Source organism: Streptomyces roseicoloratus (genome assembly GCF_004117935.1).
GTDB lineage: Bacteria > Actinomycetota > Actinomycetes > Streptomycetales > Streptomycetaceae > Streptomyces > Streptomyces roseicoloratus.
This window is the reverse complement of the sequence record NZ_SDOY01000101.1, coordinates 40,841-66,773: the sequence shown is the minus strand read 5'-3', so window position 1 is coordinate 66,773 and position 25,933 is coordinate 40,841. Positions and strand designations below refer to the sequence as shown.

At 72.9% G+C, this 25,933-nt stretch carries 17 protein-coding genes; 10 read left to right on the top strand and 7 right to left on the bottom strand.

What is annotated here, in order from left to right:
- Positions 1 to 17: 17 nt before the first annotated feature.
- The 3 genes from ESG85_RS11435 to ESG85_RS11425 are packed head-to-tail and all read right to left on the bottom strand — an operon-like array spanning position 18 to position 2,730.
- On the bottom strand, positions 18 to 782 hold the full coding sequence (locus ESG85_RS11435) for an amino acid ABC transporter ATP-binding protein (protein WP_128978142.1): 765 nt from the start codon (positions 780 to 782) through the stop codon (positions 18 to 20).
- Complete coding sequence (locus ESG85_RS11430; RefSeq protein WP_128978140.1) at positions 779 to 1,732, bottom strand: amino acid ABC transporter permease; 954 nt, start codon at positions 1,730 to 1,732, stop codon at positions 779 to 781. The genes ESG85_RS11435 and ESG85_RS11430 overlap by 4 nt, the downstream gene beginning before the upstream one ends.
- A gap of 29 nt (positions 1,733 to 1,761) precedes the next feature.
- Positions 1,762 to 2,730: an ABC transporter substrate-binding protein gene (locus tag ESG85_RS11425; protein WP_128978139.1), complete on the bottom strand. Its 969-nt coding sequence runs from the start codon at positions 2,728 to 2,730 to the stop codon at positions 1,762 to 1,764.
- Between the two features lie 548 nt (positions 2,731 to 3,278).
- Here ESG85_RS11425 and ESG85_RS11420 point away from each other — a divergent pair.
- From ESG85_RS11420 to ESG85_RS11410, 3 genes are all read left to right on the top strand, one after another.
- Complete coding sequence (locus ESG85_RS11420; RefSeq protein WP_128978137.1) at positions 3,279 to 4,490, top strand: NAD(P)-dependent malic enzyme; 1,212 nt, start codon at positions 3,279 to 3,281, stop codon at positions 4,488 to 4,490.
- Between the two features lie 325 nt (positions 4,491 to 4,815).
- On the top strand, positions 4,816 to 5,781 hold the full coding sequence (locus ESG85_RS11415; protein WP_128978135.1) for a zinc-binding dehydrogenase: 966 nt from the start codon (positions 4,816 to 4,818) through the stop codon (positions 5,779 to 5,781).
- A gap of 159 nt (positions 5,782 to 5,940) precedes the next feature.
- A complete protein-coding gene (locus ESG85_RS11410; RefSeq protein ID WP_128978133.1) occupies positions 5,941 to 7,338 on the top strand; it encodes a cellulase family glycosylhydrolase in 1,398 nt (465 codons plus the stop codon).
- 45 nt (positions 7,339 to 7,383) lie between these two features.
- Here ESG85_RS11410 and ESG85_RS11405 read toward each other — a convergent pair whose 3' ends face one another.
- The 3 genes from ESG85_RS11405 to ESG85_RS11395 form a co-directional block, all read right to left on the bottom strand.
- Positions 7,384 to 8,286 carry a PadR family transcriptional regulator gene (locus tag ESG85_RS11405; RefSeq protein WP_128978131.1) on the bottom strand — a complete coding sequence of 301 codons (903 nt, stop codon included), beginning with the start codon at positions 8,284 to 8,286 and terminating at the stop codon, positions 7,384 to 7,386.
- A 1-nt stretch (position 8,287) separates the two neighbouring features.
- Positions 8,288 to 9,175, bottom strand: coding sequence for a DUF4097 family beta strand repeat-containing protein (locus ESG85_RS11400; RefSeq protein WP_128978129.1), 888 nt, complete (start codon positions 9,173 to 9,175; stop codon positions 8,288 to 8,290).
- Between the two features lie 406 nt (positions 9,176 to 9,581).
- Positions 9,582 to 9,764, bottom strand: coding sequence for a DUF6104 family protein (locus tag ESG85_RS11395; protein ID WP_005312030.1), 183 nt, complete (start codon positions 9,762 to 9,764; stop codon positions 9,582 to 9,584).
- Between the two features lie 105 nt (positions 9,765 to 9,869).
- Here ESG85_RS11395 and ESG85_RS11390 point away from each other — a divergent pair, with 105 nt between their 5' ends.
- From ESG85_RS11390 to fxsT, 7 genes are all read left to right on the top strand, one after another.
- Positions 9,870 to 10,286, top strand: a complete 417-nt coding sequence (locus ESG85_RS11390; protein ID WP_219825178.1) for a CU044_2847 family protein — start codon at positions 9,870 to 9,872, stop codon at positions 10,284 to 10,286.
- Positions 10,283 to 12,343: a VMAP-C domain-containing protein gene (locus tag ESG85_RS11385; protein ID WP_128978128.1), complete on the top strand. Its 2,061-nt coding sequence runs from the start codon at positions 10,283 to 10,285 to the stop codon at positions 12,341 to 12,343. Before ESG85_RS11390 ends, ESG85_RS11385 begins: the two co-directional genes overlap by 4 nt.
- 349 nt (positions 12,344 to 12,692) lie before the next feature.
- The gene (locus tag ESG85_RS11380) at positions 12,693 to 13,700 is read left to right on the top strand and encodes an AAA family ATPase (protein ID WP_128978126.1); all 1,008 of its coding nucleotides are present in this window, start codon (positions 12,693 to 12,695) and stop codon (positions 13,698 to 13,700) included.
- A 7-nt stretch (positions 13,701 to 13,707) separates the two neighbouring features.
- Positions 13,708 to 17,142, top strand: coding sequence for an SAV_2336 N-terminal domain-related protein (locus ESG85_RS11375; RefSeq protein ID WP_128978124.1), 3,435 nt, complete (start codon positions 13,708 to 13,710; stop codon positions 17,140 to 17,142).
- Between the two features lie 140 nt (positions 17,143 to 17,282).
- Positions 17,283 to 17,504 carry a hypothetical protein gene (locus tag ESG85_RS11370; RefSeq protein ID WP_128978122.1) on the top strand — a complete coding sequence of 74 codons (222 nt, stop codon included), beginning with the start codon at positions 17,283 to 17,285 and terminating at the stop codon, positions 17,502 to 17,504.
- Between the two features lie 135 nt (positions 17,505 to 17,639).
- Positions 17,640 to 18,938 carry an aKG-HExxH-type peptide beta-hydroxylase gene (locus tag ESG85_RS36575; RefSeq protein WP_164986220.1) on the top strand — a complete coding sequence of 433 codons (1,299 nt, stop codon included), beginning with the start codon at positions 17,640 to 17,642 and terminating at the stop codon, positions 18,936 to 18,938.
- A 35-nt stretch (positions 18,939 to 18,973) separates the two neighbouring features.
- Positions 18,974 to 22,000: an FxSxx-COOH system tetratricopeptide repeat protein gene (fxsT, locus tag ESG85_RS11360; protein ID WP_128978118.1), complete on the top strand. Its 3,027-nt coding sequence runs from the start codon at positions 18,974 to 18,976 to the stop codon at positions 21,998 to 22,000.
- 154 nt (positions 22,001 to 22,154) lie between these two features.
- On the opposite strand, the gene ESG85_RS11355 is transcribed toward fxsT, so the two are convergent.
- Positions 22,155 to 25,913 carry a multifunctional oxoglutarate decarboxylase/oxoglutarate dehydrogenase thiamine pyrophosphate-binding subunit/dihydrolipoyllysine-residue succinyltransferase subunit gene (locus tag ESG85_RS11355; RefSeq protein WP_128978116.1) on the bottom strand — a complete coding sequence of 1,253 codons (3,759 nt, stop codon included), beginning with the start codon at positions 25,911 to 25,913 and terminating at the stop codon, positions 22,155 to 22,157.
- Positions 25,914 to 25,933: the final 20 nt, after the last annotated feature.

Sequence of the window (25,933 nt, the reverse complement as noted above, 5' to 3'; positions counted from 1 at the left end):
CGTGTCTTCTCCGTGTCTTACAGGACCTTGGAGAGGAAGGCCTTGGTGCGGTCGTGCTGGGGGTTGGTGAGGACGTCGCGGGGGTGGCCGGATTCGACGACGACGCCGCCGTCCATGAAGACGAGGTTGTCGCCGACCTCGCGGGCGAAGCCCATTTCGTGGGTGACGACGATCATTGTCATGCCGTCCTCGGCGAGCTGGCGCATGACATCGAGGACGTCGCCGACCAGTTCGGGGTCGAGGGCGGAGGTGGGCTCGTCGAAGAGCATGAGCTTGGGCTGCATGGCGAGTGCGCGGGCGATGGCGACGCGCTGTTGCTGGCCGCCGGAGAGCTGGGAGGGGTAGTTGCCCATGCGGTCGCGCAGGCCGACCCGGTCGAGGAGTCGCTCGGCGCGTTCCCGGGCGACGGCCTTGGACTCGCCCTTCACCTGGATCGGTGCCTCCATGACGTTGGCGAGGGCGGTCATGTGGGGGAAGAGGTTGAAGCGCTGGAAGACCATGCCGATGTCGCGGCGCTGGGCTGCGACCTCGCTGTCCTTGAGCTCGTAGAGCTTGTCGCCCTTCTGGCGGTAGCCGACGAGCTGGCCGTCGACGGACAGGCGTCCGCCGTCGATGCGCTCGAGGTGGTTGATGCAGCGCAGGAAGGTGGACTTGCCGGAGCCGGAGGGGCCGACCAGGCAGAACACCTCGCCGTTCTGCACCTCCAGGTCGATGCCCCGCAGGATGTGCGCCGCGCCGTAGGACTTGTGGACGCCTTCGGCCTTGACCATGGGCTCGGTCATGCTGACATCTCCGGGGAACGCTTGAACGTGGTCAGGTTCTTCTTGACCCGCTGCCACGGGGTGGGCGGCAGGTTACGGGTCGAACCGCGGGCGAAGCGGCGCTCCAGGTAGTACTGGCCGACGCTGAAGACGCTGGTGAGGGCCAGGTACCAGATGGAGGCGACGAAGAGCATCTCCATCACGGCGCCGGCCGTGCTGCCGATGTTCGACGAGGCCCGCAGGAGCTCGGTGTACTGCACCGCCGAGACCAGTGACGAGGTCTTGAGCATGTTGATGAACTCGTTGCCCGTCGGCGGCACGATGACCCGCATGGCCTGCGGAAGAACGATCCGCCCCATGGTCTTCGTCTGGGACATGCCGAGCGCGTGCGCCGCCTCGGTCTGGCCCTCGTCGACCGACTGGATGCCGGCCCGGACGATCTCCGCCATGTAGGCGCCCTCGTTGAGGCCGAGGCCGAGGAGGGCGACCATGAACGGCGTCATGACGTCCACGGTCTCGTTCTTGTAGATCGGCCCGAGGTTGATGTACTGGAAGATCAGCGACAGGTTGAACCACACCAGCAGCTGCACGTACACCGGGGTGCCGCGGAAGAACCAGATGTAGAGCCAGGCGACCGCGCCCGTGACCGGGTTCTTCGACAGGCGCATCACGGCGAAGACGATGCCGAGGACCAGACCGAGGGCCATGGACGCGATCGAGATGATGATCGTGTTGGCCAGACCGTCGAGGATCGACGGGTCGAACACCTTGTCCCACACCGTGTCCCAGATGATGTTGCCCTGGGAGAAGGCGTAGAGGAGCCACCCGAGGAGAACCACGACCACGACGCCGCTGATCCAGCGGCCGTAGTGGCGTACGGGGATCGCCTTGATCGCCTCGTACGGGCTGCCCGAGGGGCCGGAGCCGGCCGGCGTGGCGTCGGCCGGTTCCTTGGAGATCTTGTCAGTCACGACGACTGCCCTTCAGTGGTGCGAGGAGATCACTTGCCGGCGTTGACGGTCGCCTGCTTCACGGCGCTGCCCTCGACGTCCCACTTCTTCAGGACCTCGGCGTAGGAGCCGTCCTTGATGATCGCGTCGAGCGCCTCCTTGACGGCGTCGCGCAGCTGGGTGTTCTCCTTGGAGACGCCGATGCCGAAGAGGCCGACGTCGCTCTGGTTGCCGACGACCTCGAAGTCGTTGCCGCCGCCCGAGGTCTTCGCGATGTACGAGGCCACCGGGTAGTCGTTCAGGTCGGCGACGGCGCCGCCGGCCTTGACGCGGGTCTGCGCCTCGGCGTCGGTGTCGAAGGCCTGGATGGTGAGCTTCTTGTCGCCGCACTTGGCGGCCTGCGCCTTGAAGGTGTCCTCGTAGATCGTGCCGCGCTGGACGGCGACGGTCTTGCCGCACAGGTCGTCGAGGGAGTTGACGCCCTGCGGGTTGCCCTTCTTGACGAGCAGGGAGACGCCGGAGGAGAAGTAGTCGACGAAGTCGATCCCCTTGCCGATCTTCTTCCCGTTGTCGTCCAGGCCCTCCTGGCGCTTCTTGTTGTCCGTCATCGAGGACATGATCAGGTCCTGGCGGCCGGTGTAGATCGACGTGATCAGGCCGTCGAAGGTGCCCGAGGTGAACTCGAACTTCACACCGAGCTGCTTGCCCAGGGCCTGCGCGATGTCGGGGTCGACACCGACGATCTTGCCGCCCTCGGTGAACTCCATCGGCGCGTACGAGGCGTCCGTGCCGACCTTGATGACGCCGGCCTTCTGGATGTCGGCCGGGAGCTTCGAGAAGAGCGGGGCGTTGCTCGCGGCGGCGGAGGACGAGCCGCCCTCCTTGGTGGAGCCGCCCTCGGTCTGGTCGCCGCAGGCGGTCATCAGCATCGAGCCGGCGACCGCGATGGCGGCGACCGCGGCAAGACGGGAGGTGCGGGTCTTGGCGGCGGTCGTACAGCGCGTGGAGCGTGCGGTCATGGTCGGGTTCCTCCGGCGTGTGAGGGAGTTGCCTGAGGCCGCGCACGCACCTTCGAGTGCCGCGACCTCGTGTGATTACGGGCATCTTGCCATTCGGACTGCCTCAAACCGACGGCCACGGATGTCAAAATCGGATAACGGGTCGCGGCCGAATCGCGGTGGCCAGTCCCCCCAAGGCAAAACCTTCTTCGGAGAGGTGCCATCTGCACCGTAAATTCTCCCGGCTATCTCGCCATCCGGACGACAGGAAGGCCGCTATTCGGGTGTCAGGTGCATCTATCCGGACATGGAGTGACGAGTCATTCTCTATCCGTGCTCCATCCGAGGCCGGTAGCACTCGGTATGAGTCGCATCACCGAGGAGGTATGGACTCGTCTCCGGAGCCTTCTGTCCGGTAAGAAGGATCCTTACACCCCTCATCCGGGGCTCAGGGCGCGTTGTGCGGCGCGCCCGCGCGGCTGCCAGACAGGGCGGCCGCGGGACCCACCCACCCCTCCTCAACAAGGAGTGGCCACCCTCAAATGAAGAAGACTTAAGGGGTCAACCCAATGGCAGCGGAGATCGTCAATCCTCGCAGCGAGAGCGGTACGGAAGGGGCTCCCGGCGAGCCCTTCGATCCGGTGTTCGCGCTGCACCGCGGCGGCAAGATGGCCATTCAGGCCACGGTGCCGCTGCGCGACAAGGACGACCTGTCCCTCGCGTACACGCCCGGCGTCGCCAAGGTGTGCACGGCAATCGCGGAGCAGCCCGAGCTGGTCAACGACTACACCTGGAAGTCCCAGGTCGTCGCGGTCGTGACCGACGGCACGGCGGTGCTCGGGCTCGGCGACATCGGCCCGGAGGCCTCCCTCCCGGTCATGGAGGGGAAGGCCATCCTCTTCAAGCAGTTCGGCGGCGTGGACGCGGTTCCGATCGCGCTCGCCACCACCGACGCCGACGAGATCGTCGAGACCGTCGTCCGGCTCGCCCCGTCCTTCGGCGGCGTGAACCTGGAGGACATCTCGGCGCCCCGGTGCTTCGAGATCGAGCGCAAGCTCCAGGAGCGCCTGGACATCCCGGTCTTCCACGACGACCAGCACGGCACGGCCATCGTCACCCTCGCCGCCCTGCGCAACGCGGCGAAGCTGACCGGCCGGACGCTGGGCGACCTGCGCGCGGTCATCTCCGGCGCCGGCGCGGCCGGTGTGGCGATCGCGAAGTTCCTGCTGGAGGCCGGCATCGGCGACGTGTGCGTCACCGACCGCAAGGGCATCGTCAGCAGCGACCGCGAGGACCTCACGGACGTCAAGCGCGAGATCGCCGGGCTCTCCAACAAGGCGGGCCTCAGCGGCTCCCTGGAGACCGCGCTGGCCGGCGCGGACGTCTTCATCGGCGTCTCCGGCGGCACGGTGCCGGAGGAGGCGGTCGCGTCCATGGCGCCGAACGCCTTCGTCTTCGCCATGGCCAACCCGAACCCCGAGGTGCACCCGGACGTCGCGCACAAGTACGCGGCGGTCGTGGCCACCGGCCGTTCGGACTACCCGAACCAGATCAACAACGTCCTCGCGTTCCCCGGCATCTTCGCCGGCGCGCTCCAGGTCCGGGCCTCCCGGATCACCGAGGGCATGAAGATCGCCGCGGCCGACGCGATCGCCGGCGTGGTCGGTGACCGGCTGTCCGCCGAGTGCGTCATCCCGTCGCCGTTCGACGAGCGGGTCGCCCCGGCCGTCGCGGCCGCGGTCGCCGCCGCCGCCCGCGCGGAGGGCGTCGCCCGCCGCTGACGCGCGCGACACGGCGACACCGCGAGAGCGCGACACCGCGAGAGCGCGACACGAGAGGCCCCGCCCGGGTTCGGCCGAACCGGGCGGGGCCTTGTGGCGTACGGGTTTCCGGTGGAGGTGCGCGAAGGCTGCGGTCTGCGGGCTTCGACGGCTTGGCCTTCGGGCTTCGGGTTTCGAAGGCATCGGGCTTTGCAGGCATCGGGTTTCGAAGGCTTCGGGTTTCGAAGGCTACGGCCGTGGGCTTCCGGGGCGGCGGGTGCGAGGGACATGCGTCACAGCGGTGTGTGGTTCCGTGACTCACCGTCGGGCCCCTAGGGTCGGAGCCATGTTCGCTGCCTACGCCGCCCGAATCGACCGCGACCAGCCGCTGAACGGCCTCGAACTGGGGGAGCGCCCCGAGCCCGAGGTGCGGCCCGGCTGGACCACCGTCACCGTCAAGGCCGCCTCGCTCAACCACCACGACCTGTGGTCGCTGCGCGGGGTCGGGCTGCCCGAGGAGAAGCTGCCGATGATCCTCGGCTGCGACGCCGCCGGCATCGACGAGGACGGCAACGAGGTCGTGCTGCACTCCGTCATCGGCCAGACCGGACACGGCGTCGGCCCCCGCGAGCCGCGCTCCATCCTCACCGAGCGATATCAGGGCACCTTCGCCGAGCGGGTCACCGTCCCCAGCTGGAACGTGCTGCCCAAGCCGAAGGAGCTGTCCTTCGAGGAGGCCGCCTGCCTCCCGACCGCCTGGCTGACCGCGTACCGCATGCTCTTCACCAACGCCGGGGTACGGCCCGGCGACTCGGTCCTCGTGCAGGGCGCGGGCGGCGGCGTCGCGACCGCCGCGATCGCGCTCGGCAAGGCGGCCGGACTGCGCGTCTACGCCACCAGCCGGGACGAGGCCAAGCGGAAGCGGGCCGTCGAACTGGGCGCCGTCGAGGCGTACGAGCCGGGCGCGCGGCTGCCGCAGCGCGTGGACGCGGTCATCGAGACGGTCGGTGCCGCGACCTGGTCCCACTCCGTCAAGTCGCTGCGCCCCGGCGGCACGCTCGTGATCTCCGGCGCGACCAGCGGAGACCGCCCCTCGCACGCCGAACTGACCCGGATCTTCTTCCTGGAGCTCAAGGTGGTCGGTTCGACCATGGGCTCCAAGGACGAGCTGGAGGACCTGCTGTCGTTCTGCGCCGCCACGGGACTGCGGCCGGTCATCGACGAGGTGCTGCCGCTGGACCGGGCGCGCGAGGGCTTCGAGAAGATGGCGTCGGGCGAGCTCTTCGGCAAGATCGTCCTGACGACGTCCTGACGACGTCCCGGCGCGTGAGGCCCCGACGCGACGTCCTGAGGTCCTGACGTCCCTCGAAGTAATTACCTCCGACCTCTTGATGACTCGTCAGTAGTACTGATGGGATCTCCGGCACGTGAAAGGTGAACATCGCTCACTTCCTCGTGCTGGAGGTCCACCGTGCGAACCACCCTCGTGGCAACCGTCGCCGTCGCCGCGCTCCTCGCCCCCGCGGCGACCGCCGCGCACGCCGAGACCGGAGGGAAACCGGGCGGGGGCGGCGGGATTCCCGCGCTCACCGACTCCCGGGGCCGCGTCCTGACCCTGCGCGGCTGGAACGTCGCCGACAAGGCACACCGCGGCGACCAGGCCTTCAGCGCCATCACCGAGAAGCACTTCCGCGACATGCGCGCCAAGGGCTTCAACCTCGCCCGCGTGGTCGTCTTCTGGGACGACCTCGAACCGCGCCCCGGCCACTACAGCAAGGACTACCTCCGCAGGATCGAGCGCCTCCTGGACTGGGCCCACACGTACGACATGAAGGTCGTCATCGATGCCCACCAGGACGTCTTCGGGCCGGCGTTCGGTCACCGCGGCATCCCGGAGTGGGCGACCCGGACGGACGGCCTGCCCTTCACCCCGAACCCCGACGACTGGTTCTCCGAGTACTTCGAACCCGCCGTCCAGCGCGCCTTCACGCATCTGTACGAGGACGAGGACCTGCGCCGCGCCCAGGCGCGCATGTGGCGGGTGCTCGCCGACCGCTTCGAGGACCACCCGGCCGTTTTCGGCTACGACCTCATCAACGAGCCGATGGGCGAGCTGCGGGAGGGCGAGGACCTGGCGACGGCGGCCCGGCGCATCGAGCGGGAGCAGATCACCCCCATGTACGACCGGATCGCGGACTCGGTCCGTGCGGTCGACCGGGACGGCTGGATCTTCGTCGAGCCGACCCCCATCGTGGGCGAGGGCGTGCCCACCGGGCTCGGCCGGATCGACGACCCGAAGGTCGTCTACGCCCCGCACTTCTACAACGCGGGCATGGAGGCGGGCGCCGACTACGACCCGTCGGCCGGCTGGATCGAGTCCTACGAGGCCGCCGTCACCCAGTACCCGAAGGAGTACGGGGTCCCGGTGCTGGTCGGCGAGTGGGGTCCGCTCAACAGCTCCCTGCCCCACATGAACCGCTTCTTCCGCGAGGCGATGGCCTCGCTCGGCCGCTACAGCTCCGGCTGGGCGGGCTGGGAGTGGTGCTACGGCGGCGGCTACTGCGCGGTGGACGGCGCGGGCGCCTTCCGTACGAACAAGGAGCTGACCGCCGAGCCGTACGCGGAGGCCGTCGCCGGCACCGTCCGGCGCTCCGCGTACGACCCGGCCGCCCGCGTCTACCGCCTCGAGTACGACGCCGCCGGGCCCCGCGGCTCCCGCGTCACGGAGCTGTCCCTGCCCCCGGGTTCGTGGCAGGTCGAGGCCGGGGGCAGGGCGATCGTGCTGCGCCCGAAGCCGGGGCGCGCCGTCGTCCTCGCCGCCCCGGGCGCGCGGGTGACGGTCACGGTGAAGGCGACCGGCCGGGGCTGACGGCGCCGGCGGGGCGCCGGCCCCGCCCTCTTCGCCTCCTCCTCGTCACGGCTTGCCGCTGTTCGGGGCCAGGAGGCCGAGGACGTGGTCCGCCGCCGTGGCCAGGTGCCGGCGGGCCTCGGCGAGCTGGGCGCGGGACACCCCGTGGTCGCGGGCGGCGTCACGGATGTCGTCGCGGAAGCGGTCCAGGAGCCGGTCGAGCTCGCGGGCCGGCTCGGCCGCGCCGTCGATGTCCTTGGCCCAGTCGGAGACCGCCTGCTCGGGCGAGGCCGGGCGGGCGGACGTGCCGTGGACCGTGCCCGTCACGAGACTGCCCAGCTGGGCGGTGATGTCGGAGATTCCCTCCCAGACGCCCGTCGGCCAGTCCCCGTGCTTCACACGGTCCTGGACCTGCTCCTGGACCTGTCTGGCGATCCGCTGGAACTCCTTGGCCTGGCGGCGAGCCGACTGGGCCTCGGCGCGGGCCTGGCGGGCCTGCTCCTTCCATTCCTGCTTCGCCTTGCGCAGCTCCTCCTTCGCCTCGGCGAAGGACGGCGAGCCCGTCGACGCGTTCCCCGTCGAGCGGGTGGCGCTCGCCGCCGCCCGCATCTCGCTGCGCAGCTTCCCCGCGGCGCCGCGCACGTCGTCACGGATCTCGGCGGCCAGCTCGGAGACGGACTCGCGGATCTCCACCTCCAGGTCGGCCAGTTCGCCGCCGCGCCCGGCGAGTTCGGCACGGCCGGCGTCGGTGATCGAGTAGACCTTCCGGCCGCCCTCGGTGGCGTGCGTGACCAGGCCCTCCGCCTCCAGCTTGGCGAGCCGCGGATAGACCGTGCCCGCCGACGGGGCGTAGAGGCCCTGGAAGCGCTCCTCCAGCAGCCTGATCACCTCGTACCCGTGGCGGGGCGCCTCGTCGAGCAGCTTGAGCAGGTAGAGCCGGAGACGGCCGTGAGCGAAGACGGGTGGCATGTCAGAGGACCTTTCCGGGCGTGGGGGAGGTGGCGGCCGAGCCGTCGTCGTGGCCGTCGTCGTCCGGCTCGGTGTCGGGGCGGCGCAGCAGGGCGATGGAGCCGGAGATCGTGGTCGCCTTGAGTGCGCCCCGCCCCGCGCCGAGGGTGCCGGTGAGGGACTTGGTGCCCCACTGGCCGCCGACCCGCAGGTCCTCGAAGGCGCTGGAGAGGGAGCCGCTGGTGGTGCTCGCCTCGACCTTGGCGTCCGCCGGGTGCGGCAGCCGGATGGCGACCTCTCCGGAGACGCTGGTGAGCCGGATGTCGGCGGGCGGCCCGTCCAGGTCGGCGGCCGGGTCGAGGTCGATGACCATGTCTCCGCTGACCGTCTCGGCCTTCACCGCGGAGCCGGCGCCGTCGATCACGGTGATGTCGCCGGTCACCGAGTTGAACTGGAGCGCTCCGGTGACCGACTGGGCCTCCAGGTTCCCCGAGACGGTCTCGGCGCGGACCGGACCGCGCAGGCCCACCAGCGTCGTGTCACCGGAGACGCAGCGGACCGCCGTACGCCCCCGGACGCCGGAGACCACGGTCTCCGCGGCGACCGAGCCGACCTCGACGTCGGCGCCCGTCGGGACCGCGACCGAGACGACGGCCCGGCGCCGGTGTCCCTTGGGGTCGAGCCACTTGAGGAAGCCCTTCCAGTGAAGGTCCTCGTACGAGACGGTCAGCGTGGAGCCCTCCTGCGAGACGATCAGCGGCGGGCCCTCGATCTCGGAGATCTCCAGACGGGCGGAACCCTCGTCGGTGCCCACGACGTTCACCGCTCCGTTGACCACCCGCACCCGCACCCGGGTCACGGGGCCGGCCAGCGGGATCTTTCCAGGCTCGGTGACGGACCACTCTGTCATGGTGCTGACCTCCCGTGTCGCGAACGCGACGCAACATATCGCGTCTCCGATAGACACGATATATCGCGGCTTCGTCAAGTCAACCCTGACTCACCCCTGACAGGGGTCCTCGGGGACGCGTCGGAGGCGGGCCGGGGTCGCGTCGGAGGCGGGCCAAGGTCGGGTCGGAGGCAGGCCGGGGTGGGGTCGAAGGTAGGTCGGGTCCGGTCCGGGCCGGGTTCGAGGGCGGATCCGAGACCGAGACCGAGATCGAGACCGGGTCCGGGGGCGGGTCCGGGCCGGGTCCGGCGACCGTTCCGAGGGCGGTCCGAGGGCTCCCGGGACAGCGCAAAGGGGTATTGATCACGAGCGTCGCGCCACCCGTGATCAATACCCCTCAAGCGGTCCTACTCCTGGTCGTCCGCCGTCACTCCTCGTCGTCCTCGTCGTCGAGACGGGCCAGCCAGGTCGCGAGGCGCTCGACCGGCACCTCGAAGTCGGGGTTGAGGTCGACGAACGTCCGCAGCTGCTCGGCGAGCCACTCGAAGGTGACCTCCTCCTCGCCGCGCCGCTTCTCCAGTTCCTCGATGCCACGGTCGGTGAAGTACATGCGATCAGAATAGGCCGTGCCGGGCGGACCCGACCGCGTCCCCTGTTCCTCTTCCGCACCACGGACTAGCCTCGTTCATCATCGTTTCGGGGAGCGGGGGCCGCTGTGACGCATGGGATCGCTCGGATACGGCTGGACGACGGCACGCCCGTCTGGGCCCGCGTCAGCGGGGCGGAGGAACTCGGCCGGGGCGGCGGGTTCCAGGACACCGGCATCGGCGACCGGGTGGTCTCGATGGCGGGCGGCCTCACCGACGTGGTGCGCGGCGTGGTCGGCTCGCTGCGCGCCGGACTCGACCCGCAGGGCTCGGTGGAGGTCGCCGTCAGCTTCGGCATCGAACTCTCCGCGCAGGCGGGCAAGGTGATCGGCGTGCTCGCCGACGGCGGCGGCAAGGCCTCCGTCAACGTCTCCCTGACCTGGACCGAGCCCGGCCGCGAACCGGCCGCCGACGGCACCGGCACCACGGCGCCCGCCCTGCCCTCGCCCGTCGTCTCCCCGGAGAACGGCCCCGGCGCCGTATGAGCGCCTTCGACGCGCTCGTGCGCCCCGCCCTCGTGCGCATCTCCGCTCCCGAGGGCGGGTATGACCCGCACGGCGACCCGTTCTGGGGCACGGGCTTCTTCATCGCCCCCGGCTGGGTGCTGACCTGCGCCCACGTCGTGGCCAAGGGGGGAAGCGCGGTGTGGAGGGAAGAACCGGCCGTCGGCATCACCTGGGAGGGCGGCCGGACCACCGGCCGGGTCGTGCTGGCCAAGCCGCGCCCCGCCACGCCCGACCAGGAGCTCGCCTCCTGGGACTTCCCCGACCTCGCGCTCGTCCGCGTCGACGGCGCCGAGCACGCCGACTGCGTACGGCTCAGCGAGCGGCCCCCCACCACGCCCAGCCGGGTCAGCCTGCACGGATGGGCCCTCCAGACCGGCGAACCCGGCGTCCGCGACGTGGAGGGGGAGGCGTTCGGCGCCGTGGGCAAGGCCCTGCTGGTGCGCGACGCCGTCTTCATCGAGGGCTGCTCCGGCGGCCCCGTCGTCGACCTCGGGCGCGGTGCCGTCATCGGTGTCATCAAGGGCCGCGGCGACGGCGAGGGCGCCGTCGTCCCGCTGACCTCGCTGCGCGAGCTGCACGACGTCTCCGAAGCCCCCGTGCTCCACGACGCGTTACGGGCCCACGACCGGCACCACCGCCGGCGCGCGAGCCGCCCCGGGCACAGCTGGACCGCCGCCCAGACCGCCCTGTGGTCGCCCACCGCGCGCGGCGTGAGCCCTCGCCGCCGGGCCCAGCTCTACGGCCACTTCGCCGAACTCCCGCCGCCCGACGGCCCCGGCGAGGTCATGTCCCTCGTCGACGCGGTCAAGCGCCGCGTCCTGCACCCCGACTACCAGGCGGTCCTGGAGACCGACGCCCGCACCTGGCGGGACGGAGTGGGCCGGCTCCACGAACTGCCCGCCGGCCCCGGCCGCCTGGACGGCACGGACCTCGGTCTCGACGCCGTCCTGCTGTACGCGGCGCACGTCGCGCGCCACGTCACCGATCGGTACGGCGAGGAGGCCGGACCGGCCGGACTGACGGGCCTCGTCGACTGGATCGCCGGCGAGTCGGGAGAGGCGCACCCCGCCGTGCACGAGGAGATCACCGCCCTCCTCGCCCCCGGGCCGCCGCCCGCCGCGGCCGTCCCCGCGCGGAAGGCGGGCGCGCGGGCCGACGTCCGCGTCGAGGTCGACCCCGTCCCGTACAGCACCCCGCCGCGGTACGCCTGGCGTGTGATGCTGCTCTTCGACGGCCGCACCGTCAGCCCGCTCAGCGGCGACGACACCGGAGTCACCCGCGACCGGCTCCGCGAGACGCTCCGCGGCCCGCTCGCCGACGCGCTCGGCCTCGGCGACAGCGGCGACCACCTCGCAGCCGTCGAAGCGGTGCTGCCGCGCGAGCTGTTCGACGAGCCGCTCGACACCTGGCGGCTCTCGCCCGACGACGAGCCCTTCGGCGAGCGCTCCCTGCCGCTCGGCCAGCGGCGCGCCGTCGTCGTCCGCGACCGCTACCGCAGCCACCATCCGCCGTCCCCGGAGTGGCGGCGGCGCTGGCGGGGCAGCGAGAGCGGCCCGCTGCGGGCGGTCCCACTGCGCGCCGAAGTCCTCACCCAGGGCGCGGAAGGACACGCGCCGCAGCTGCGCAGGGAGACCAGGATGGCCGCCTTCATCCGCCTCGACGCGGCGGCCGACGGCAGCGTGCCGGTGTACTGCGGCCCGGCGGGCGGCGGCGACGGCCAGCGGGCCATGGAGGCGGCGCTGGCCGCCGGCCACCCCATCGCCCTGTGGCGGCACTCGGCCCGCGAGCACACCGACTGCGCCGACTTCCACAAGCGGGCCGGCATGTTCCTCGACGGCGTCCGGGGAGCCGAGGGGCTGCACCGGCCGGTGCGCACCCTGCGCCGGATGCGGGCCGACGACGCCGAGGCCGGGCCCGAGGAGCGGTCCGAGCACGCCTGGGCCGAGGACCTGGCCGTCCTCTACGACCCGCCCGACCGCCCTCCGTACGAGGTTCCGCTCCAGGGCCCGCCGCTGCTCGGCGAGGGCGAACGGTGAGCCGCCCGGACCGGCGGCCACGGCCGGACCCGACGGGACCCGAGCCGCGCTACGTGCTCCCGCCCGCGCCGCGCACCGAGCGCCCGGCCGCGCCGCGCACCGAGCGCCCGCCCGAGCCGCGCCACGGACTCCCGCCCGCGCCGCGCTACGTGCTCCCGCCCGGGCCGCGCACCGAGCCCCCGCCCGCGTGGCGGTCGGCTCGCTCGCCGCGTCCGGCGGTCGGGGCCTCGCGGTGCGGCGGGCCGTCGACTCGTGGGCAAACGGGCCGGTTTGGGAGTCGGCAGGGCGGGGCGTCGGGCGGTACCTTCGTCGGGGCCGGCACAGGGATCACAGCCAGGAGGAGTCAGGCGTGAACGATTGGCGGATCTACCGTGGGGCCGGCCATCCGCACGAGGAGATACGGCGGCTTCCCCCGCCGCCGCCCTGGCGCGACTTCTCCGCCGGTGGCGCCGACGACACCCTCGCCGGCTCCGACCGGCGGCTCGGCGTGCGCCGCAGGCTGGTGCAGAACCACCACCCCAGGCCCGCGGAGACGGACGCGGTGAACGCCGCGCTCTACCTGCGCCGCCCCCTCCTCGTCACCGGCAACCCCGGCACCGGCAAGTCCACCCTCGCCCATGCCGTCGCCCACGAGCTGGGCCTCGGCCGGGTGCTGCGCTGGCCCATCGTCAGCCGCTCGACGCTCCAGGACGGGCTCTACCGCTACGACGCCATCGGCCGCCTCCAGGACGTGCAGCTGGAGCGCGCCCGCGCCGACGCCCAGGGTGGCGCCGCGAGCCCGGCCGGCATCGGCTCGTACCTCAGGCTCGGACCGCTCGGCACCGCGCTGCTCCCCTCCGAGCTTCCCCGTGTCCTGCTCATCGACGAGCTCGACAAGAGCGACCTCGACCTGCCCAACGACCTGCTGAACGCCCTGGAGGAAGGCGAGTTCGCGATCCCCGAGCTGGAACGGCTCGCCGACCGCGAGCCGGTCGTGGAGGTCCTCACCGACGACGGCCGCAAGGTTCCGGTACGCGGCGGGCGGATCCGCTGCACCACCTTCCCGTTCATCGTGCTCACCTCCAACGGCGAACGGGACTTCCCCGCGGCCCTGTTGCGGCGCTGCATCCGGCTCGAGCTGGAGCCGCCCGGCGAGGAACAGCTGAACGCCATGATCGAGGCCCATCTCGGCGCGGACGCCGCGGCGTCCGAACCCGGTCTCGTCGCCCGGTTTCTCGACCGGGAGCCCGGCGAGGTCATCGCCACCGACCAGCTCCTCAACGCGCTCTACCTGACCCAGCACGCCCCGCGCGCCGAGCGGGTGACCCGGGACCGCATCGCGGACATGCTCATGCAGCCGCTCGATCAGCCGAGGTGATGGCCGGATGCACCGGATGCATCTGGAAGAGCTCACCCGCAGACTCCGGGCCGGCGGGCAGGACCCGACGGCCGAGGAGCTCGCGGACGCCGTCTGGCTCGCCCAGTGGCTGCCGCGTGCCGGAGCGGACGGCTCCGGAGGAGGACCGGGGGAGGGCGGAGATCCGCACCGGATCCCGGGCGGAGACGCCGACGCGGACCTTGCGCGGGATCCGCTCCGCGCCGGCCGCCCCACGGGAACAGCGGGCGCCTCCGGGGCCGGTGCGGACCGTCGAGATCCGGCCACCGGCACACCCGCCACCGCGGCACCGCCGACCCCACCCGACACCCCCGCATCGCCGGCCCGCCCGGGCGAGACCGTCGACCTCCTCATGCCGCCGCCCCGCGGCGGCGGAACCGCCGGCCCCCGTGGCGGCCGGCCGCCCGGAACCGGGGGCGTGCGCGGCCTGCCGGGCGCCGCCCTGCCCGTCCGCGCGCCCGGCGCCAACGCCCTGCCCGGGCTCCTCGGGCTGCAGAAGGCGCTCCGACCGCTGCGCCACTACGCCTCCCACCTCCCCGCCCGGCCCGGCGAGGAGCGCCTCGACGAGGAGGCGACCGCCGAACACAGCGCCGCCTCCGGCATCCTCACCCCCGTCCTGCGCCCCGCCGCCGGCCAGCGCCCGGACATCCAGCTCCTCATGGACGCCGGCCCGGCGATGGTCGTGTGGGCCCGCATGGTGGAGGAACTGCGCCAGGCCTGCCAGCAGTCCGGCGCCTTCCGGGACGTCCAGGTCCACCGCCTCCACGACACCGGCGAGGGCCCGCCGCTCGTCACCACCACCTCCGGGCCCGACGGCCGGCCCCGGCTCCGGCCCGGCGACCAGCTCCACGAGCCCACCGGCCGTCGCCTCACCCTCGTCGTCAGCGACTGCGTCGGCCCGCTCTGGCGGCGCGGCGCCGCCCAGCGGCTGATCCACCAGTGGCCGCGGCACTCCCCGATCGCCCTCGTCCAGCCGCTGCCGCCCCGGCTGTGGCAGCGCACCGGGCTGTCCGTCGAACCCGGCACCCTGGTGCGGCCCGCGACGCCCGGCGGCCACGTCCGCTTCGAACCCGACGAGCAGGCCTGGGAGCCCGTCGCCGCCGGCCTGCGGGCCGTGCCCGTGCTCACCCCGACCCCGGAGGCCTTCGCCTCCTGGGCCCGGCTGCTCACCGGCCACGGCGGCGGAGCGGTACGCGGCTGGGCCGCGCGCATCGGGCCCGCCACGGGCACCACGTCCGTCGGCACCACCCCGGCCACCCCGGCCACCGCGGCGACCCCGGCCATCCCGTCAGCCTGGGCCGCCGCGGCCGCCGCCACGACCACCCCTCCGACATCCGCCGGAGCCGGAGCCGGAGCCGGAGCCGGAGCCGCAGCCGGAGCCGCAGCCGGGCCCGGATCCGATGCCCGAGCCGGAGCCGCATCCGAAGCGCGTCCCGAGGCCGGCGCCGTAGCGGGGCCCGGGCGGGCGCTCCGGCGCGAGGACGAGGAACTGCTGCGCGCCTTCCGCGCCGGAGCCTCCCCCGGAGCGGTGCGGCTCGCCGTCCACCTCGCCGCCGCCCCGCTCGCCCTGCCCGTGATGCAGCTCGTCCAGCGCGCCATGCTCCCCGACACCGGCCCCATGGAGCTCGCCGAGGTGCTGCTCAGCGGCCTCCTGTGGCGACTGCCCGAGCCCACCCCGTACCCCTGCTTCAGCTATCCGCCGGCCGTGCAGGAACACCTCCTCGGCTCGCTCGACCGCAGCGCCGCCGCCCTCGTGCTCAAGCACTGCTCCGAGTTCGTCGAGCGCCACTTCGGCCAGGGCATGCGCAACTTCCCGGCGCTCGCCGCCGCCCGGCTCGCCGGACACGGCACCGACGAGGAGGAGACGCGCGCGCCGGGCACGCGCGCGCACGGGCCGGTGGAGGAGGACGAGGAGCCGGCCGGCGCCGCCTCCGAGCTCTTCGCCCGCATCCCCGCGCGCGTGCTGCGCTTCTACCACCCCGACCTCGTCACCCCCGAACCGCTCGCCGCCGCCCGCCGGCTGCTCGACCAGTGGCGCGCCCAGTCCGACCCCTCGCTCCTCGACTCCGCCCGCGCACTCGTCGAGAACGCGCTCGCCGCCGACGGGCCGCCGGGCAGCCCCGCCGAGATCGCCGCCGCCCGGCTGGTCCTCGGCCAGGTCCTCCACGCGCAGGCCGGCACCGCCGCCGTACGGGACCGAGGACAGCGCCGGGAGCTGCTCGAACGGGCCGTGACCGAGCTCGTGCGGGCGGCGGAGCTCGCCGGCCCGGACGGCACCGACCGGGCCGAGGCCCGGCTCGAACAGGCCGCCGCCCAGCACGCCCTGTGGCGACTCGGCGGCGACGGCCGCATGCTCGACGCGGCCCTCGCCGCGCTGGCCGGCGACCCGGCGGACTGGCCCGAGGGCCACCGTCACGCCCTGCTCGTACGGCGCGGGCGGCTGCTGCTCGCCCGTGGCGAAGGCGCCGCCGCGGCGACCGCGTTCACCGAGGCCCTGGCCACGGAGGAGAGCGGCCCGGTGCTGCTCGACCTCGCTGACGCCCATCGGCTCGCCGGCTCCGGCCCCGCGTCCGTGGCCGACGCCCTCGACCGGGCCGCACCCCTGCTCGGCGACTCCGTCGCGCTGCGGCTGCGCTGGACCACGGCGCGGGCCCGGCTGTACGACAGCACCGGCGACGGCCCGGCCGCCGACGAGGCGTACGAGAGCGCCACGCTGCTCACCCCGCCCGAGGGCGAGCAGCGCGGCCGGCTCCTGCTGACCTGGGGCGAGTCACTGCTGCGCCGGGCCGCCGCCGGCACCGGCACCGCCCCCGTCGACCGCGCCGAATCCGTCCTTCGCGAGGCCCTGACCTGCCTGCCCGCGCGGGACGGTGCCCGGTCCCGGGCCCGGATCCTCATCGGCAGCGTGCTCGCGCTGCGCTTCGACCGGGCCGGGTTCCTGCCCGACCTCTTCGAGAGCCGCCACCTCCTCGACGAGGCCCTGCGCACCGCCCGTGAACCCGGCGAGCGCGCCGAGGTGTGGCTGCAGCTGGGCTGGGTGCGGCTCCAGTTGAGCGAGGTCGCCCGCGACGGCCCGCTCGTCGACGCCCTGACCGCCTACCAGCGCGCCGCCGACGACACCCGCGCCGCCCACGGCGACGATCCCGGCACCGTCACGCTGGCGCGGGCGCTGCACGCGCAGGGGGCGGTGCTGTTCCTGATGGGGAGCGCGGGACGGGCCGCGGCCGTCCTGCGGTCCGCCCTGGGCCGCTGGCGCGGGCTCGACGCGGCCCTGGTGGACGTCGACTGGGACGACGTGGAACGCACCAGAGCGCTCCTCGCGGAGACCGGCAGCGGTTCCCTCCCGCCTCCCGACCGCCTCTCCCGCGAGGAACGGCGCCGGATCGCACCGCCGTGGTGGGCCTGGGAGGGCACGGACGGCTGAGGCCCGAACCGGAACGGCTGGATAACGGGGGCGCGCATGGGCGCAGTTGAGTCGAACACGTTTCTCACTTTGCGGCGTCGGGAAGAACCGCTCCGCCGCTACGACCGTGGGGGACACGCGCCGGTGAGGAGGAGCCGAGAGTGTTGGAGCACATGGAGTGGGTGGCCGATGTCGACCGGGAGGAGGCCCGCCCACCGCACCTGCCCGATCTCACGGCCGTCGACCTGCGGACGCTGCGTTTCATGGAGGATCCCGAACTCGTCGCGGCCGTCGAGCGACTGCTGTGGCAGCCCGGTGAACTGGCCGACGCCTGGCCTGAGGGCGCCCTCACCGAGGACGACGGGAACCGCGTCGCCCACTGACCGCTGGGCCCGTCGACGGCGTCGGTTTCCGGCCAGAGACGCGCGCCGGCCGCCGGACGCGGCCGCGCGGCGGCCCGACCGGGCCGAGACGCTCCCTGGGGCGCGCCGGCCGCGGGGCCGGGTGGTGAGGTGGTCGTGACCTTCGCCGGGCCCCACGCCGAGGCCCTCACCGAGCTGGCCCGTACGCGCTCCGCGGTCAGCAGCGCGGCCCTGCTGAGCTCCGCCCTGCACGCCCGGCGTCTGCTGCTGCTCAAGGCCCTGCTCGTCCGCGTCCAGCGGCACCGGGACGGCGTCGACGGCGCCGCGTACCGCCGCTTCGGCGCCGCCTGGCAGCTGCTCGAACGGGCCGAGCGGCGCCGTCCCGACGTCGTCCGTGACCTGCTCGACTACCCGACGACCGGCGGCTGGCTCGCCGCCGCCCTGGCCGAACCGGTCGGGCCGGCCCTCGACCGCCATCTCGCCCGCCTCGACGTCCTCGCCGTCACCGCCGCCCTGCGGTCCGGCTGCCCCGTGAACACGACCGTCGACGCTCCGGGCGGCCTCCTCGCGCTGCCCGGCGTCGGGCGGCTGCGGGCCGGCGCGTCCCGGGTGCGGATCAGGTCGGATTCCCGGACCGGGCGGGTCCGCCCCGACGTCCCCGGGCACGCCCCGCCCGTCGTCCTGCTGCTCACCGACCCGCGGACCGGCGCCCTGGCCGGCCGCGGTCCCGGCTGGAGCGGCCTGCACGTGCTGAGCGGTTCCGCCGCCCGGCTCGACGACATGGACCCGTACCGCGTGCCGGCCGGCGGCATCGGCTCGCCGCCCCGCGGCGCGGAGGACCACGGCACGACCGACCGCGCCGCCTGGTCCGCCCGCTGGGAGTCCGGGCTCGACCTGCTGCACCGTACGGACCCGGACCGGGCCGGCGAGGTGCGCCGCGCGGTGCGTGCGCTCGTGCCGCTGGTGGCACGGGGTCCGGGCGCCTTCGGGGCCACGATGAGCGCCGCGCCCGGCGCCGTCCTCACCTCGCTGCCGGCCGGGGCCGAGGACATGGCCGAGACCCTGGTCCACGAGCTGCACCACAGCAAGATGGCCACGCTGCACGAGCTGGTCCCGCTCTACCGGCCCGGCCGGGCCGCCGTGCACCGGGTCGGCTGGCGCGCCGACCCGCGGCCCATCCCCGGGGTGATGCACGGGACCTACGCGCATCTGGCGCTGACCGACCTGTGGCGCCGCGCCGCCGTCGCCGAGGGCGTCCCGGCGGCCTGGCGGATCCGGGCCGGACAGCAGTTCGACCGTATCTACGATCAGGTGGGCGAGGGTCTGGCGATCCTGCTTGAATCTGATGAACTGACCAGTGAGGGGCGGAAGTTCGCCCGACAGATGGGCAGGCACCACGCGAGCCTGGGAGCGGCGCCGGGGGCGACTGGGTCACACTGTGCCCACGGCACATGACACTGCGTTGCGCGGGAGCGGGACGGGAGAATCGGATGGCGGAACAGCGGTCGGGCGGCGGTGCGGCGGCGGATCACGGCGGAAGAGCCGCGCCGGAACACGTCCTCGTGGTCTTCCCCGGCTACCACCGCCCCTGGGCGACCTGGATCAACCAGCGGCTCGAGGCCCACGGCGTACGCGCCACCCTCCAGCGCTGGGACCCGCCGCGCGAGACGCCCCTCGTCGACTCCCTCGGCGACCTGCTGCTCGCCCGCGGCACCGTGCTGCTCGTCCTCGACGACTGGTTCTTCCAGCTCGGCCCCCGCCCCACCGGCGAATGGAACGAGGTCCTCCGCGGCTTCGTCCTCGAACGCGCCGAACGCTTCGCGGCCGTCAACCTGACCAACCGCACCCTCCTGCCCGCCACCGCCGTCCTCGAACCGGTCAGCCTCTGGGGCGTCGGCGAGGAGGAGGCCGAGGCACGCCTGCTGAACCGGCTCGGCATCGAACCCCGTCGCCAGGCCGGCCGCCGCCTCACACCCGGGTCCCTCGTGCGCTACCCGGAGACACCGCCCGAGATCTGGGGAGAGGTCCCGCGCCGCAACCCCCGCTTCACCGGCCGCGACGACCTCCTCACCGAGCTCCAGGAACGGCTCATGGACGCCGAGCGCGGCAAGGCCGCCTGCACGCTCCTCGGCATGTCCGGCATCGGCAAGACCCAGATCGCCGCCGAGTACGCCCACCGCTTCAGCCCCGACTACGACGTCGTCTGGTGGGTCAGCTCCGACGACCGCAACGTCCAGCGCGACCGCTTCGGCGAACTCGCCGCCGTCCTGCGCCTGCCCAGCGGCAACGAGCCCGGCGAACGCATCCGCGCCGTCCGCGAGGCCCTGCGCCGCGGCGACCCGCACGCCCGCTGGCTCGTCGTCTTCGACGGCTGGGACGACACCGACGGCGCGGGCGTGATGCTGCCACAGGGCCCCGGCCACGTGCTTGTCACCTCCCGCAACCGCGCCTGGGCCGAGCACACCGACATCCTCGACGTGCCCGGCTTCGACCGGGCCGAGTCCACCGCCTACCTGATGCGGCGCGCCCCGCACATCACCGCGCCCGAGGCCGACGAGGTCGCCGCCGAGTTCGGCGACGTGCCGCTGCCGCTCGTCCAGGCCGCCGCCTGGCTCGGCGAGTCCGGCATGGAGGTCGCCGACTACCTGCGGATGGTCCGCGACGGACGCCTGTCCACCGTGGACGAGCGGGTCGGCGACGGCTTCCCCAACGCCTCCCTCACCTCCTGGTCGATACTGATCAACCGGCTCCGGCGCGCCCAGCCGCAGGCCATCGACGTACTCAGCCTGTGCGCCTCCTTCGCCCCCGGCCGCATCCCCCTCGGCATCGTCCGCGCCTACCCGCAGGCCGAACTGCCCGAGGACCTGCGCTGGATGACGACCGACCTGCCCGCCTGGAACCGCGCCCTCGACACCCTGGTCAACTACTCGGTGCTCAGCCGCGAGTCCCGCGGCCCCGTCGCCGGCGTCGAGACGGGCCCGCACCAGGAGTCCGTGCACATGCACCGGCTCGTCCACGACATCGTCGCCCGGCTCACCGACGGCGAACACCGCGCCGCCCACCGCAAGGCGGTCCGCACCCTGCTCGCCGAGGCCGACCCCGGCAACCCCATGGACAGCCGCCACTGGCCCCGCTACGCCGAACTCCTCCCGCACCTGGAGCCGTCCGGCGCCCTCGCCAGCCGCAACCCGCGCGTGCAGACCGCCGTCCTCAACTGTCTGCGCTACTGCTTCCGCAGCGCCGAGTTCCGGGCCGGCATCCGGCTCGCCGAGCGGATCCGCGAGCACTGGTCCGCCTTCATGGACCCGGTCAGCGCCGAGATGCAGGAGCTCACCACCCAGGAGTGCTACATCCTGCGGGCGTTCGGCCGCTTCCGCGAGGCGTACGAACTCGACCTCGCCCTGCGCGCCCGCCTCGACGAGGCCGCCGCCCGCGACGAACTCGGCTCGCTGCGCTCGGCCGTCTCCATCGCCAGCGACCTGCGCTTCCTCGGCCAGTACCAGGAGTCCGAGCGGATCCAGCGCGAGGCCTTCGACGAGGCCCGGCGCCTCCTCGGGGACAACGAGTTCCTCACCCTCGTCGCCGGGCACAACCTCGGCGTCATGCTGCGCATGCTGGGCCGCTACAAGGAGGCGTACGAGCACGACGTCGCCTCCCTCGCCCGCAGCGAGAACGCCCTCGGCGCCCGGCACTCGCACACCCTCAGCGTCAGCAACGCCGTCGCCCAGGACCTCCGGCTCCTCGGCAACTACCGGGAGGCGCTGGCCCGCCAGGAGAACAACGTCCGCTTCCACGCGCAGGTGCTCGGCCCGCAGCACCTGAACACCCTGTACGCCCGGGCCCAGCTGGCCCTCTGCCGCCGCCGGGAGGGCGGCTTCCAGCAGGACCTCGGCGCCGCCTTCGAGAGCCTCCTCGACCAGATGCAGCAGGTGCACGGGCGCGAGCACTACATCACGCTCTCGTCCATCAACAACTACGCCAACTACCTGCGCGAGCACGGCGACCTCGCGCACGCCCGGGACCTCATCCAGGAGGCCGAGGCCGGCTACCGCGCGCTCGTCGGTCCCGCCCACCCGGTCGCCACCGGCGTCTTCGCCAACTCCGCCCTCGTCCTCCAGGCCTCCGGACAGCGGGCCGACGCCCTCGCCATCCTGGAGGGCGCGCTCGCCGGACTCACCTCCTCCCTCGGCCCCGACCACCCCTGGGTGCTGGGCTGCGCGCTCAACACCACGGCCGCCCGCAACTTCAACGGCCGGGTCGGCGACGCCGCCGAACTCAGCCGGGAGACCCTGCGCCGGGCCCGGCACGTGCTCGGCGGCGAACACCCCCTCACCCTCTCCTGCCAGGTCGCCCTCGCGACCGACCTGCGCGGGCTCAGGGAGAACGAGGAGGCGGGCAAGCTGGAGGAGGACGCCCTGCTCACCCTCACCCGGACGCTCGGCGCCCAGCACCCGCACACCCTGTCCGCACGCCAGCGGAACCGGCCGTACTGGGACTTCGAGGCCAACCTGGGCTGAGCCCCGGCCGGCCGGCACCCGAAGCGGGACCGGCCGGCCGGCGCGGCGCCCGGTGCGGAGAGGCCGGCCGGCGCGGCGCGCGGAGCCGACACGCCGGAGGCCCGGCACCCCGAGGGGGGTGCCGGGCCTCCGGTCGTACGGACCGGGTCCGGGATCAGGCGTCGAAGACCTCGGACACCAGCTGGGCCTGCTCGGCCTGGTGACGCTTGGCCGAGCCGACCGCCGGGGACGAGGAGTGCGGGCGGGAGATCCGGCGCAGGCGCTCGCCCGCCGGGATGTCCGCGCCGACCGCCAGGTCCAGGTGGTCGATCAGGTTCAGCGCGATGAACGGCCAGGCACCCTGGTTCGCCGGCTCCTCCTGGGCCCAGATGTACTTCGCCGCGTTCGGGTACTTGGCGATCTCGGCCTGGAGCTCGGCACCCGGCAGCGGGTACAGGCGCTCCAGACGGATGATCGCGGTGTCCGTCACGCCGCGCTTCTGACGCTCGGCCTCCAGGTCGTAGTAGACCTTGCCGGCGCAGAAGACGACCTTGCGGACGTTCGCCGGGTCGACCGTGCTGTCGCCGATCACCGGGCGGAAGCCGCCGGTGGTGAACTCCTCCACCTTCGAGGCCGCGGCCTTCAGACGCAGCATCGACTTCGGGGTGAAGACGATGAGCGGCTTGTGGTGCGGGTTGTGGACCTGCCAGCGCAGCAGGTGGAAGTAGTTCGACGGCAGCGTCGGCATGGCGACCGTCATGTTGTCCTGGGCGCACATCTGGAGGAAGCGCTCCGGGCGGGCGGACGAGTGGTCCGGGCCCTGGCCCTCGTAGCCGTGCGGCAGGAGCAGGGTGACGCCGGAGGTCTGGCCCCACTTCTGCTCGGCCGAGGAGATGAACTCGTCGACGACGGTCTGCGCGCCGTTGACGAAGTCACCGAACTGGGCCTCCCAGACGACCAGGGAGTCCGGGCGCGCCAGCGAGTAGCCGTACTCGAAGCCCATCGCCGCGTACTCGCTGAGCAGCGAGTCGTAGACGTTGAAGTGGGCCTGGTCCTCGGTCAGGTAGAGCAGCGGGGTGTAGTCCTCGCCGGTCTCCTGGTCCACGAGCACCGCGTGACGCTGGCCGAAGGTGCCGCGGCGGGAGTCCTGGCCCGACAGGCGGACCGTGGTGCCCTCCATGAGCAGCGAGCCGATGGCGAGGGTCTCGCCGAAGCCCCAGTCGATGGTGCCGTCGTCGATCGAGGCCGCGCGGCGCTGCAGCTGGGGCAGCAGGCGCGGGTGGACCGTGACCCGGTCGGGGACGTTGACCTGCGACTCGGCGATCCGCTTCACGACCTCCTGGGAGACCGCGGTGGTGACGGCGACCGGGAACTCGGGCCGGGCGTCCGGGACCTGGGTCGGCGCCGGGGCCGAGGTGGCCTCGCGGACCTCCGCGAAGACCTTCTCCAGCTGGCCCTGGAAGTCCTGCAGGGCCTGCTCGGCCTCTTCCAGGGTGATGTCGCCGCGACCGATGAGCGACTCGGTGTACAGCTTGCGCACCGAACGCTTCTTGTCGATCAGGTTGTACATCTGCGGGTTGGTGAACTGCGGGTTGTCGCCCTCGTTGTGACCGCGGCGGCGGTAGCAGATGAGGTCGATCACGACGTCCTTGTTGAACGTCTGGCGGAACTCGAAGGCGAGCCGCGCCACCCGGACGCAGGCCTCCGGGTCGTCGCCGTTCACGTGGAAGATCGGCGCCTCGATCATGCGGGCCACGTCCGTCGCGTACATGGAGGAACGCGAGGACTCGGGGGCCGCGGTGAAGCCGACCTGGTTGTTGATGACGATGTGGACCGTGCCGCCGGTGCGGTAGCCGCGCAGCTGCGACATGTTCAGGGTCTCGGCCACGACGCCCTGGCCCGCGAAGGCCGCGTCACCGTGCAGGGCGACCGGCAGGACGGTGAAGTCCGTGCCGCCCTTGTTGATGACGTCCTGCTTGGCGCGGACGACACCCTCGAGGACCGGGTCGACCGCCTCCAGGTGGGACGGGTTGGCGACCAGGGAGACCTTGATCTGCTCGCCGTCGAGACCGGTGAAGGTGCCCTCGGCGCCCAGGTGGTACTTCACGTCGCCGGAGCCGTGCATCGACTTCGGGTCGAGGTTGCCCTCGAACTCGCGGAAGATCTGCGCGTACGACTTGCCGACGATGTTCGCGAGGACGTTGAGGCGGCCGCGGTGGGCCATGCCGATGACGACCTCGTCGAGGCGGGACTCCGCGGCGGAGTCGATGACAGCGTCGAGCAGCGGGATGACCGACTCGCCGCCCTCGAGCGAGAAGCGCTTCTGGCCGACGTACTTGGTCTGCAGGAAGGTCTCGAAGGCCTCGGCGGAGTTCAGGCGGCGCAGGATGCGCAGCTGCTCCTCGCGCTCCACGCGGGCGTGCGGGCGCTCCACGCGGTCCTGGATCCACTTGCGCTGCTTCGGGTCCTGGATGTGCATGAACTCGATGCCGGTGGTGCGGCAGTACGAGTCGCGGAGCACGCCGAGGATGTCGCGGAGCTTCATCATCGACTTGCCGGCGAAGCCGCCGACCGCGAACTCGCGCTCCAGGTCCCACAGGGTGAGGCCGTGCTCGGTGATGTCCAGGTCGGGGTGCTTGCGCTGCTTGTACTCCAGCGGGTCGGTGTCGGCCATGACGTGGCCGCGGACCCGGTAGGAGTGGATCAGCTCGAAGACGCGCGCGGCCTTGGTGACGTCGTCGTCGTGCGAGGCGTCGATGTCCTTGAGCCAGCGGACCGGCTCGTAGGGGATGCGCAGCGACTTGAAGACGTCGTCGTAGAAGCCGTCATCGCCGAGGAGGAGGCCCGCGACGATGCGCAGGAACTCGCCGGAGGCGGCACCCTGGATGACCCGGTGGTCGTAGGTCGAGGTCAGGGTCATGACCTTGGAGATGCCCAGCTTGTTCAGGGTGTCCTGGGAGGTGCCCTGGAACTCGGCCGGGTAGTCCATGGAGCCGACGCCCATGATGACGGACTGGCCGGGCATCAGACGCGGCACGGAGTGGACGGTGCCGAGGCCGCCGGGGTTGGTCAGGGAGACCGTGACGCCGGTGAAGTCCTCCATCGTCAGCTTGCCGACGCGGGCGCGCTTGACGATGTCCTCGTAGGCCTGCCAGAACTCGAAGAAGTTCAGGGTCTCGGCCTTCTTGATGCCGGCGACGACGAGCTGGCGGTCGCCGTTGGGCTTCACCAGGTCGATCGCGAGACCGAAGTTCACGTGCTCCGGCTTGACCAGGGTCGGCTTGCCGTCCTTCTCCGCGAAGGAGTAGTTCATCGACGGCATGGCCTTGATCGCCTGCACCATCGCGTAGCCGATGAGGTGGGTGAAGGAGATCTTCCCGCCCCGGGCGCGCTTCAGGTGGTTGTTGATGACGATCCGGTTGTCGAAGAGCAGCTTCACCGGGACGGCGCGGACGGACGTGGCCGTCGGCATCTCCAGCGAGGCGTTCATGTTCTTCGCCACGGCGGCGGCCGGGCCGCGCAGGGTGATGAGCTCGGGGCCGGCGGGCGCCTCGGCCGCGGGGGCCGCGGCCGGCTTCGCCGGAGCGGCGGCGGGCTTCGCCGGGGCGGCGGGAGCCGGAGCCGGGGCGGCGGGCGCCGGGGCGGCCGGGGCGGGCACGGTGGCGGCAGGCGCGGCCTGTGCGGGGCCCGCCTGCGGCGCGGCGGGCGCGCTCGGCGTGGTGACGGCCGGGGCCGCGGGGCTCTCGGAGGCGCCGGGCTTGTAGTCGGCGAAGAAGTCCCACCAGGCACGATCGACCGAATTCGGGTCCTGGAGGTACTGCTGGTAGATCTCGTCGACGAGCCACTCATTGGCACCGAAGGCGGTCGCGGGGCTCATGCCCTGCCCGTCTTGGTCGGCCGGGGAGCTCGGGGTACTGGGGGACTGAGACGACACGGCGGCAACCGCCCTCTTCC

Coding starts and splice junctions, on each gene's coding strand:
- ESG85_RS11435 (WP_128978142.1), bottom strand. CDS start 782: ATGACCGAGCCCATGGTCAAGGCCGAAGGCGTCCACAAGTCCTACGGC.
- ESG85_RS11425 (WP_128978139.1), bottom strand. CDS start 2,730: ATGACCGCACGCTCCACGCGCTGTACGACCGCCGCCAAGACCCGCACC.
- ESG85_RS11420 (WP_128978137.1), top strand. CDS start 3,279: ATGGCAGCGGAGATCGTCAATCCTCGCAGCGAGAGCGGTACGGAAGGG.
- ESG85_RS11415 (WP_128978135.1), top strand. CDS start 4,816: ATGTTCGCTGCCTACGCCGCCCGAATCGACCGCGACCAGCCGCTGAAC.
- ESG85_RS11405 (WP_128978131.1), bottom strand. CDS start 8,286: ATGCCACCCGTCTTCGCTCACGGCCGTCTCCGGCTCTACCTGCTCAAG.
- ESG85_RS11400 (WP_128978129.1), bottom strand. CDS start 9,175: ATGACAGAGTGGTCCGTCACCGAGCCTGGAAAGATCCCGCTGGCCGGC.
- ESG85_RS11395 (WP_005312030.1), bottom strand. CDS start 9,764: ATGTACTTCACCGACCGTGGCATCGAGGAACTGGAGAAGCGGCGCGGC.
- ESG85_RS11385 (WP_128978128.1), top strand. CDS start 10,283: ATGAGCGCCTTCGACGCGCTCGTGCGCCCCGCCCTCGTGCGCATCTCC.
- ESG85_RS11375 (WP_128978124.1), top strand. CDS start 13,708: ATGCACCGGATGCATCTGGAAGAGCTCACCCGCAGACTCCGGGCCGGC.
- fxsT (WP_128978118.1), top strand. CDS start 18,974: ATGGCGGAACAGCGGTCGGGCGGCGGTGCGGCGGCGGATCACGGCGGA.